The following is a 10,687-nucleotide window of genomic DNA, read 5'->3' as shown; positions in this document are numbered from 1 at the left end:
GCCGACCGCATCAGCACCATCCTCCAGGACGCCACCCCCGCACTCCTCCTCACCACCACCAGCACCGCCCCGCAACTGCCCACGACACCAGTGCCGCAACTGCTGCTGGACACCGACCAGGGCCGGGGCACCGAACACCCCGCACACCGCCCCGACGTGACGGTCGCACCGAACGCACCCGCCTACGTGATCTTCACATCCGGTTCCACCGGACGCCCCAAGGGCGTCGTGGTCGGACACGACGCGATCAACAACCGCCTCGCCTGGATGCAGGACACCTACCAACTCGACACCACCGACCGGGTCCTGCAGAAAACACCCTCAGGCTTCGACGTCTCCGTCTGGGAATTCTTCTGGCCCCTGCGCACCGGCGCGACCCTCGTCCTCGCCCGCCCCGAAGGCCACAAAGACCCCGCCTACCTCACCACCCTCATCCAGAACACCGGCATCACCACCGCCCACTTCGTGCCCTCCATGCTCCAGGCCTTCCTCACCGAACCCACCACCCCCCACTGCACCACCCTGCGCCGGATCATCTCCTCCGGCGAAGCCCTCCCCACCGACACCGCCCACCGCTTCCACACCCAACTCCCCACCACCCAACTCCACAACCTCTACGGCCCCACCGAAGCCGCCGTCGACGTCACCGCCCACCACACCACCACCAGCAGCAGTGGAAGTGACACCACCAGCGGTGGAGGCAGTGGTGGTGGTGGTGTTCCGATCGGGCGGCCGATCTGGAACACCCGCACCTACATCCTCGACAACGCCCTGCGCCCCGTCCCCGTCGGCGTCCCCGGAGAGCTCTACCTCGCCGGAATCCAACTCGCCCACGGCTACACCCACCGCCCCGCCCTCACCGCCGAACGCTTCACCGCCAACCCCCACAGCACCACCGGCGAACGCATGTACCGCACCGGCGACATCGCCCGCTGGACCACCGACGGCACCATCGAATACCAAGGCCGCAGCGACGACCAGATCAAACTCCGCGGCTTCCGCATCGAACTCGGCGACATCGAAACCGCACTCACCACCCACCCCCACATCACCCACACCACCGTCCTCCTCCGCGAAGACCAACCCGGCAACAAACAACTCATCGCCTACACCCTCCCCACCCCCGGACACACCCCCCACCCCGACCAACTACGCACCCACGCAGCCACCCACCTCCCCGACCACATGATCCCCGCAGCATTCATCACACTCACCGAACTCCCCCTCACCGCGAACGGGAAGCTGGACCGCAAAGCCCTCCCCGCACCCGACTTCAGCCGCCAAGTCGTCGGCCGCAGCCCCCGCAACCCCCGCGAAGAACTGCTCTGCACCCTCTTCGCCGAAACCCTCAACCTCGACACCGTCACCATCGACGACAACTTCTTCAACCTCGGCGGGCACTCCCTCCTCGCCACCCGCCTCATCAGCCGTATCCGAACCGCCCTCGACACCGAACTCGACGTCCGCACCATCTTCGAAACCCCCACCGTCGCCGGACTCGCCCACCACCTCGACACCACCACCCCCACCACCCGCCCCCACCTCACCCCCCGACCCCGCCCCCACCACACCCCCCTCTCCCCCGCCCAACGCCGCCTCTGGTTCATCAACCGACTGGAGAGTTCGGGCGGCAACTACAACACCGGTCTCTCCCTGCGGCTTTCCGGCGGGCTGGATGTGCCGGCCCTGCGTGCGGCGCTGAACGACGTCATCACCCGGCACGAGAGCCTGCGCACCACCTTCCCGGACACCGACGGCCACCCCCGCCAGGAAATCCACACCCCCGAACAGGCGACCGTCGACCTCACCGTCACCGACGTGACCACCGAAGAACTCGGGGCGGCACTCAGCCGAGCCGCCTCGGCCTCCTACGACCTGGCGGTCGAAACTCCTTTCCGTGCCCACCTGTTCCGGGTGTCGGAGGGCGACCATGTGCTGCTGCTGGTCGTCCACCACATCGCCAGTGACGGTTGGTCCAACGCGCCGTTGTCGAAGGATCTGTCCACCGCCTATGCCGCGCGCAGCGCCGGGGGCGCCCCCGAGTGGCAGCCGCTGCCGGTCCAGTACGCCGACTACACCCTCTGGCAGGACGAGATCCTCGGCGACGAGGACGATTCGCAGAGCGTCCTGGCCGGTCAGCTGGACCACTGGCGCACCACGCTCGCGGACCTCCCGGAGGAGCTGGCCCTCCCCACCGACCGGCCGCGGCCGGCGGAGATGAGCTACCGCGGCGAGCGGGTGCCCATGCACTTCGGGCCCGGCCTCCAGCGTGCAGCTGCCGATCTGGCACGTGATGCGGGAGGGACCGTCTTCATGGTCCTCCAGGCCGCCATCGCCGCCCTGTTGGGCAAGGTCGGCGGAGGTGAGGACATCCCGATCGGTACGGCGGTGGCCGGACGCACCGACGAAGCGCTCGACGACCTTGTCGGCTTCTTCGTCAACACCCTCGTGCTGCGCACCGACCTCTCCGGGAACCCGACCTTCCGCGAGCTCGTCGACCGGGTGAAGGAGACGGACCTGGCGGCCTACGCCCACCAGGACGTGCCCTTCGAGCGCCTCGTCGACGAACTCAACCCGGCTCGTTCCATGGCCAGGCACCCGCTCTTCCAGGTCATGCTGTCGATGCAGAACACCCCGGCCATTGAGGCCGAGTTGGGCGGTATCCCCGCGACCCCGCTGCCGGTGGCGCTCGACACGGCCAAGTTCGATCTCTCCTTCGAGCTGGAGGAGCGGTTCTCCGGTGACGGTTCGCCCGCGGGGCTGGAGGGTGTGATCGAGTTCGCGGTCGATCTCTTCGACCGTGCGTCGGTCGAGGTGCTGGCGGCACGTCTCGGGCAGTTGCTGGAGGCGGCGCTGGGCGATCCGGATCGGGCCGTGTCGACGATCGACGTGCTGACCGCGCGGGAGCGTGAGCGGATTCTGGTGGAGTGGAACGCCACCTCGCGGTCCGTCGAGCCGGTGACCTTCCCGGGGCTGTTCGAGGCCCAGGTGATCCGTGCGCCGCGGGCCACCGCTCTGGAATCTCCCGAACTCACCTATAGCTACGAGGAGTTCAACGAGCGTGCCAATCAGCTGGCGCATCTGCTGATCGAGCGGGGGGTGGGCCGTGAGCAGATCGTGGCGCTCGCGCTGCCCCGGTCGGTGGACATCGCGGTCGCCCAGCTCGCCGTGATGAAGGCCGGAGCCGCCTACCTGCCCGTCGACCCGGACTACCCGGCCGACCGGATCAGCTACATCCTCGACGACGCCGCGCCCGCCCTGCTCATCACCGACACCGAACACGCCCCCCGGCTCCCCGAACACGACCGGGTCCCACGCCTCCTGATCGACACCGCCGGCCTCACCACCGGCCGGCCTCACCACAACCCCGCCGTCCCCGTACAGCTCACCCACCCCGCCTACGTCATCTACACCTCCGGCTCCACCGGCCGCCCCAAGGGCGTCGTCGTCACCCACCAAGGCCTGGCCTCGTTCGCCGCCGCCGAACTCGAACGCTTCGACGTCACCGCCGACAGCCGGGTCCTGCAGTACGCCTCGCCCAGCTTCGACGCGTCCGTCCTGGAGATCTGCATGACCTACGCGGCCGGCGCCACGCTCGTGGTTCCGCCGCCGGGTCCGCTGGCCGACGACGTGCTGGCCGCCGTTCTGCGGGACAGCGCGGTGACCCACGCGCTGATCCCACCGGCGGCCCTGGCCACCGTCGCCGTGCGGCCCGGTGACTTCCCCGCCTTCCGTACCCTCGTGGTCGGAGGCGACGCCACCTCGGCGGAGCTGGTCGACCGCTGGGCGCCGGGCCGCCGCATGGTGAACGCCTACGGTCCGACGGAATCCACCGTCATGGTGACCACCAGCGCCCCCCTGACCGCGCAGAGCGGGACGCCGCCCATCGGCCGGCCGGTTCACAACAGTCGTGTCCACGTCCTCGACGCTGGTCTACGTCCGGTCCCCGCAGGAGTGCCGGGCGAGCTGTACATCGCGGGCCAGGGCCTGGCCCGCGGCTACCTCGGACGGCGCGGGCTGACCGCCGAGCGCTTCGTCGCCGACCCGTACAGCACGACGGGGGAGCGGATGTACCGCACGGGCGACATCGCCCGCTGGACGGCGGACGGCGAACTCGACTACCTCGGCCGCGCCGACAACCAGGTCAAACTCCGCGGCTACCGCATCGAGCTCGGCGAGGTCGAGGCCGCGCTGAACGCCCACGGGACGGTCGACCGGGCCGCGGTTCTGATCCGGGAGGACCAGCCGGGTGTCGCCGTCCTGGTCGCCTACCTCGTGCCCGCCGCCGGCCTCACCACGGACCATGCGGAGCTGCGCCGGCATGTGGCCGAGGCACTGCCCTCGTACATGGTGCCGGGGGCCTTCGTCACCCTGGACACGCTCCCGGTCACCGTCAACGGCAAGCTCGACCGCGAGGCGCTCCCCGCCCCCGACTTCGGGGACCTCCTGGGCACCCGGGAGCCGCGCACCGTACAGGAAGAGGTCTTCTGCGACCTCTTCGCCGAGGTCCTGCGCCTCGAACGCGTCGGCGTCGACGGAAACTTCTTCGAGCTCGGCGGCGACAGCATCGTCTCCCTCCAACTCGTCAGCAAGGCGCACAAGGCCGGGCTGCTGATCAGGACGCGGGACGTCTTCGACTGCCAGACCCCGGCCGCCCTCGCCGAGGTCGCCGTGCCGGTCTCCGCGGTTGTCCACGAGTCGCCCGAAGCGGGACTCGGCCCGGTGCCGCTGACCCCGATCATGCACTGGCTACGGGAACTCGGCGGCCCGGCCGACGGTTTCCAGCAGGCCATGATGGTGCGGACCCCGCCCGGATGCGCCACCGAGCCGATGTCGGCCATGGTTCAGGCGCTGTTGGACCGGCACGACGTGTTGCGCGCCCGGCTGACCCGTCATGCCGGTGGCGAGTGGGAGCTGGAGGTGCGACCGCCCGGGAAGGTCCGGGCGGAGGACGTCCTGAGCCGCGTGGATGTGCATGACACGGACATCGCGGAGGAGGCGAGGGCCGCCCAACGGCGCCTGGACCCGGAATCCGGGGTGATGCTGCAAGCCGTCTGGTTCGACGCGGGTGCCGAATCGGCGGGCCGGCTTCTTCTCGTCATCCACCATCTGGTGGTCGACGGGATCTCCTGGCGCCTGCTGACGCCGGAGCTTCCGGAGCTCTACCGGGCCGCGGCCGAGGGACGTGACACGGGCCCGGGGGAGACGGGCACCTCCTTCCGGAGCTGGGCGCGGAATCTGGCCGAGGAAGCCGGGAAGCCGGGCCGGATCGAGGAACTGCCGCTCTGGGCGGCCATGCTCGGAGAACCCCGGCGGCCGCTGGGAAGCCGAGCGCTGGACCCGGTCCGGGACAAGGCCGCGACCGCCCGCAGGCTCACGCTCTCCCTGCCCGTGGAGCTGACCGAACCGCTCCTGACCCGGCTGCCGACCATCTACCACGCGGGGATCAACGACGTTCTGCTGGCGGCCTTCGCCATCGCCGCGGTCGACTGGCAGCGAGCACGCGGAGCGGGCCGCAGCGTCGTGTTCGACCTCGAAGGGCACGGCCGCGAAGAGCTCGGGGAGAACCTCGACGTCTCCCGTACGGTCGGCTGGTTCACCAGCATGTACCCGGTGCACCTCGATCCGCGGGTTCCGGACCGGGAGTGGCCCGACGTCCGGGCCGGCGGTCCCGCTCTCGGCCGGGTGCTCAAGGAGGTCAAGGAGCAGCTGCGGGCGATACCGGACAACGGCATCGGGTACGGGCTGCTGCGCTACCTCAACGAGGAAGCCGGTGCCGCGCTGTCCGCCCTGCCGGCACCGCAGATCAGCTTCAACTACCTGGGCCGTATCGCCATGGCGGACGGGGCCGGTGACGTGGCGGACTGGTCCGTACTGTCCGACGTGGACCTGGGCGACGGACGCGACCCGGACATGCCGGTCGGGCACGCGCTGGAGCTGAACGCGGTCACCCAGGACCAGGCGGACGGCCCGCGGCTGTCGGCCACCTGGTCCTGGCCTTCGGAGCTGTTCCGCGAGGACGAGGTGCGGGCGCTGGCCGAGGGCTGGTTCAAGGCGCTCGGCGCCCTGGTCGCCCATGCCGAGACGCCGGATGCGGGCGGATTCACTCCGTCGGACCTTCTGGTGGACCTCAACCAGAACGAGATCGACCTCCTGTCGGAGGAATGGGGTTTCTGAACCCGCCCGCACGGAGAACAGGGGAGCCGGGCCGCTCAGTGTGCGCGCGCGGCTTCCCTGCTCCTTCGCTTCGGTGACAGAAGCTTCACGAGCGGCCGCTCCACGGCCACGGTGAGCAGCCGGGCGAGGGCCAGGCTCACCGCGAGATCGAGGCAGACCACGCCGATCGCCTTGGGGACGGAGTAGAGCTCCTCTCCGAACTGCTGGAAGAAGAAGTTCATCACCGGCCAGTGGACGAGGAGGAAGGCGAAGGAGATGTCTCCGAGCCACTCCATGGGGCGGTTCGCGACGATGGACCGGTCGCCCCGCAGGTCGGCCGCCGCGAGGGAGCCGAGGAGCAGTGTCACCGGCACGATGGTCATGGCGACCAGCCGGTACTCCGCGGGGGTCTCCAGCGCGACGAAGTAGAGGACCGCGAGCAGGACCGCGAACGGCAGCGGACCCGGGCCGGTCCAGCGGCCGGCCATGACGATGCGGGCCACCAGGATGCCCAGGACGAACTCCAGCAGCCGGGTCACCGGGAAGATCTGGATGATCCAGAACGCGTCCGTCGAACCGGCGGGCGCGTTCGGCGCCATCCCGGCCTCGGCCGGTACGAGGGCGCGCACCACGGCGGGTATGGCGAAGACCACGGCCAGGACCGCGCCGACGCACCACCACAGGTGCTGGGCCTTGACGCGAGACATCGCCCGATGGAGTACGGGGAACAGCAGGTAGAAGAAGGCGACGCAGGCGAGCGACCAGCTCGGGGCGTTGGCGGCGCCGAAGATCTGGGGGTCGGGCGACCACGCCTGTAGGAGCAGGAGGCTCATGGCCCCCGTCTCGAAGGTCGTCGCGGAGCCGGCGAAGACGACCACGGCCACGGCGAACGTCAGCCAGTGCAGGGGGACGATCTTGGCAAGCCTGCGGCGCCAGAAGAGCAGGGGCGAGTCCTTCTCACGGTGGATCCAGGTGAGGATGAATCCGCCGAGCACGAAGAAGCAGGACAGTCCGACCTTGCCTATTCCGCCCAGATAGTGGCGGTACCACTGCGCGGCTTCGGGATCCGCGAAGGGGACGATGAGCGCGACGTGGCCGATGAACACGACGAGCATGAGAGGGAAGCGGATGCCGGTGAGGGAGGGCAGCCGGGGTCGTGAGGGGTCGGGGGACATGATGTCTGCTCCTGTGTGGGGGATGGTCAGGAGAGACCACAGGATGAGGAGGGGTGTCCCTCCGGTTGGAGGGACACCCTTGCGTCATGAGGCGTGAGCCTGTGACGCTGCTTCCTCGTCGTGGCCTCCCTGTCGGGGTGAAGGGATGGAGGGCAGGGGGTCCGTCGGCGGCTGCTCGGTCCGGCCGCGGGGGCCCGACAGCAGCTGGACGAGCGGACGTTCCACGCCGATGGTGAGCAGCCAGGCGAGGACGATGCTGACCGTGAGATCCAGCAGTGCGACGGCGATGAACTCGGATACCGAGTACATCCGTTGCTGGCCGAAGACCTTGGCGAAGAACATGATCACCGGCCAGTGGACCAGGAAGAACGCGAAACTGATGTCGCCCAGCCACTGCATGGGCCGGGTCGCGAGGAGGGACTTGCGCCCCGCGATGTCGGCCGCGGCGAGACTGCCGGCGAACAGGGCGACCGGGATGATCATCGCGGCGACGAGCCGGTATTCACGCGGTAGCTGGTAGGCGATGAAGAAGCCCACCAGGAGCAGCGCCGTGGCGGGCAGAGGCCGGGCGGCCCCGATCCACCGGCCGGAGATGACCAGGCGTGCCAGCAGAATTCCCAGGAGGAACTCCAGAACGCGCGACACGGGGAAGATCTGGATGAAGTAGAAGGCGTTCAGGGAGGACGCCGGCGACAGGGGGTGGATCATGGGGTCTGCGGGGACCACCGCTCGTACGACGACCGTGATGGAGATGATCGCGGCCACCACCGCGCCGGCGCACCACCACAGACGTCGCGCCGGAACGCGCCGCACGGCCCGGTGCAGGGCGGGAAAGAGCAGGTAGAAGAGGGCCAGGCAGGTCAGTGACCAGCTGGGGGCGTTCATGCTGCCGAAGATTTCGGGATCGATCGACCACGACGAGACCATCAGGAAGTTGAGAACGGCCGCCGTGCCGGAGACGGCCGGATAGGCGAAGATGGCCAGCGAGAGGCCGAAGGTCACCCAGTGCAGGGGTGCGATCCGTACGAACCTGCGCCGCCAGAACTGCAGTGCGGAATCGTGTTCGCGCGCGGTCCACACCAGCAGGAATCCGCTGATGAGGAAGAAGAGCGAGAGGCCGGCCTGGCCGATCCAGCCGGCCCAGGTGTAGTAGGTCTCTCCGGCCTCCGGTGAGCGGAGAGGGATCCCGAGGTGGATGTGGTTGAGGAATACCAGGAGTAGTGCTGGGAATCGGACTCCGGTGAGTGAACTCAGCCGGGAGCCCTTGGGTCTTTCCTTCGTCTCGGTCATCATCATTCCCCCGTTTCGTGGACTGGGTTCGGTGCGGACGGGATCGGGCAGCCGGATCGGTACGTCTGGACCGAGGGCCGCGGAGATACGACGAAACCCTGCAGGATGTGTTCTTGCAGGGTCTTCGTCGCAGAGAGTCCGGACAGCGTCCATGAGCGGTCGCGGTCCGGCCCCCTGCCGTTGTGGGGTGGAGTTACTGCTTCGACGCGGCCTTCTCGTAGGCGCGGATCGTCAGCGGAACCGCGACGACCAGCAGGGCCAGGGAGAGGGCCACGGCCATGGGGACCGCGTGCTGCATCGGGAACGCCGCGTCGGCGGGGACCGGCGGTGCGTTCCCGAACAGCTCCCGAGTGGCCTGGACCACGGAACTGACCGGGTTCCACTGGGAGATCGCCTGCATCCAGCCGGGCAGGCCGTCGAGCGGGATGAACGCGTTCGACAGGAACGCCAGCGGCATCACGATGATGGAGCCGAGGGCGTTCACCGCCGCGGCGTTGGCCAGCTTCAGGCCCAGCAGGGCACCGAGCCAGGAAGCGGCCAGCCCCAGGAGGAGCATCACGCCGAATCCGCCCAGGGCCGACGGAATGCCCTCGTGCACGCGCCAGCCGATCACATAGCCCGGCACCGTCATGAGCGCGAAGCTCCAGATGGTCAGGATCAGATCGTGGGTGGTCCGGCCGATGAGGACGGCGGAACGGGACATCGGCAGCGACCGGAAGCGGTCCATCAGCCCGTTGTCGAGGTCGGAGATCACGCCGAGGGCACTCAGGACCATGTTCCCGAGCACGACCTGGGCGAAGATGCCGGCCATGATGTAGTCCTGGTAGGACTGGCCGCCCGGCACCTCCATCGCGCTGCCGAAGAGATAGCCGAAGACCAGGACGAAGAGCACTGGCAGCAACGTGACACTCAGCAACTGCTGTGGTGTGCGCGTCAGATGCCGAAGGTGCCGGCCGATGAGGGCGGATGAGTGGACAAGGGTCTCGGTCATGCCGCTTTCTCTCCCTGAACGGTCTGCCGCTCTGCGGTGGGTCGGGCCCCCGGGCCTGTCTCGTCGTCGTCGGCTTCTTCGGGCGACACCGGCTGCCCGGTGAGCGCGAGGAAGACGTCGTCCATGGAGGAACGGCGGATCGCGAAGTCGACGGGCTCCACCGCCGCCTCCTTCAGCGCGGTGGTCACCGAGGCGAGGGTGTTCACCCCGCCTACCAGCGGTATGGAGACCGTCTTCGTCTTCTTGTCGATCGACGGGACCTCGGCGGAGGCCTGGCCGACAGCCCGCGTCGCGGCCGGAAGGTCGGCCTCCGTCGCCACGGACACCTCCAGGCGCTCGCCGCCGACCTTCCGCTTGAGCTCCTCCGGGGTGCCCTCGGCGATGAGCCCGCCCTGGTTGAGGACGGCGATCCGGTCGGCCAGCTGATCGGCCTCCTCCAGGTACTGCGTGGTCAGGAGAACGGACACCCCCTTGTTCACCTGCTCCCTGACCATGCCCCACAACAGCTTCCTGCTGGTCACGTCGAGGCCGGTGGTCGGCTCGTCGAGGAAGAGCACGGTGGGAGTGGTGACGAGGCTTGCGGCGAGGTCGAGCCGGCGCCGCATGCCGCCCGAGTACGTCTTGGCCTGCCGGTCGGCGGCATGCGTCAGGTCGAACTGCTCCAGAAGCTCTTCCGCCCTGGTGTGCGCCTTGCGCTTGCCCAGTCCCAGGAGAACACCGATCAGACGGAGGTTCTCCCGTCCGGTGAGCAGGGCGTCGACTGCCGCGTACTGCCCGGTCAGACCGATACGGCGACGGATCTCGCGCTTGTCCTTGGCGAGGTCGAACCCGGCGACCGTGACTTTCCCGCTGTCGTACGGCAACAGCGTGGCGAGGATACGCACGATCGTGGTTTTCCCCGCACCGTTCGGACCGAGCAGTCCCAGCACCTCGCCCTTGGCGACGGACAGGTCGATGCTGTCCAGCACCACATTGTCCGCGTATTTCTTGCGGAGTCCTTCCGCAGAGATCGCTGTCTCCATATCCGTCCACTTCCACATCGGGGATTGGCCAAGCGTTACGGGCATTTCTGCTC

Annotated in this window: 5 protein-coding genes; 1 reads left to right on the top strand and 4 read right to left on the bottom strand. The window is 68.8% G+C overall.

The window, feature by feature from the left end; all coding sequences use genetic code 11:
• Positions 1–6,177 (top strand): non-ribosomal peptide synthetase (locus G3I54_RS01195; protein WP_164610168.1); only part of this gene is annotated, 6,177 nt, incomplete at its 5' end.
• Positions 6,178–6,212: 35 nt separating this feature from the next.
• Here the strand turns inward: G3I54_RS01195 and G3I54_RS01190 are convergent.
• The 4 genes from G3I54_RS01190 to G3I54_RS01175 all read right to left on the bottom strand — a co-directional run bounded on the left by G3I54_RS01190 (position 6,213) and on the right by G3I54_RS01175 (position 10,634).
• Positions 6,213–7,331 carry an acyltransferase gene (locus G3I54_RS01190; protein WP_164610166.1) on the bottom strand — a complete coding sequence of 373 codons (1,119 nt, stop codon included), beginning with the start codon at positions 7,329–7,331 and terminating at the stop codon, positions 6,213–6,215.
• Positions 7,332–7,415: 84 nt separating this feature from the next.
• A complete protein-coding gene (locus G3I54_RS01185) occupies positions 7,416–8,621 on the bottom strand; it encodes an acyltransferase (RefSeq protein ID WP_164610164.1) in 1,206 nt (401 codons plus the stop codon).
• Between the two features lie 193 nt (positions 8,622–8,814).
• Positions 8,815–9,612 carry an ABC transporter permease gene (locus G3I54_RS01180; protein WP_164610162.1) on the bottom strand — a complete coding sequence of 266 codons (798 nt, stop codon included), beginning with the start codon at positions 9,610–9,612 and terminating at the stop codon, positions 8,815–8,817.
• Positions 9,609–10,634, bottom strand: coding sequence for an ATP-binding cassette domain-containing protein (locus G3I54_RS01175; RefSeq protein ID WP_164610160.1), 1,026 nt, complete (start codon positions 10,632–10,634; stop codon positions 9,609–9,611). Before G3I54_RS01175 ends, G3I54_RS01180 begins: the two co-directional genes overlap by 4 nt.
• Between the last annotated feature and the right edge of the window lie 53 nt (positions 10,635–10,687).

The organism is Streptomyces sp. SID14515 (genome assembly GCF_010548505.1).
Classification (GTDB): domain Bacteria; phylum Actinomycetota; class Actinomycetes; order Streptomycetales; family Streptomycetaceae; genus Streptomyces; species Streptomyces caviscabies.
This window is presented reverse-complemented; position numbering and strand designations above follow the sequence as displayed.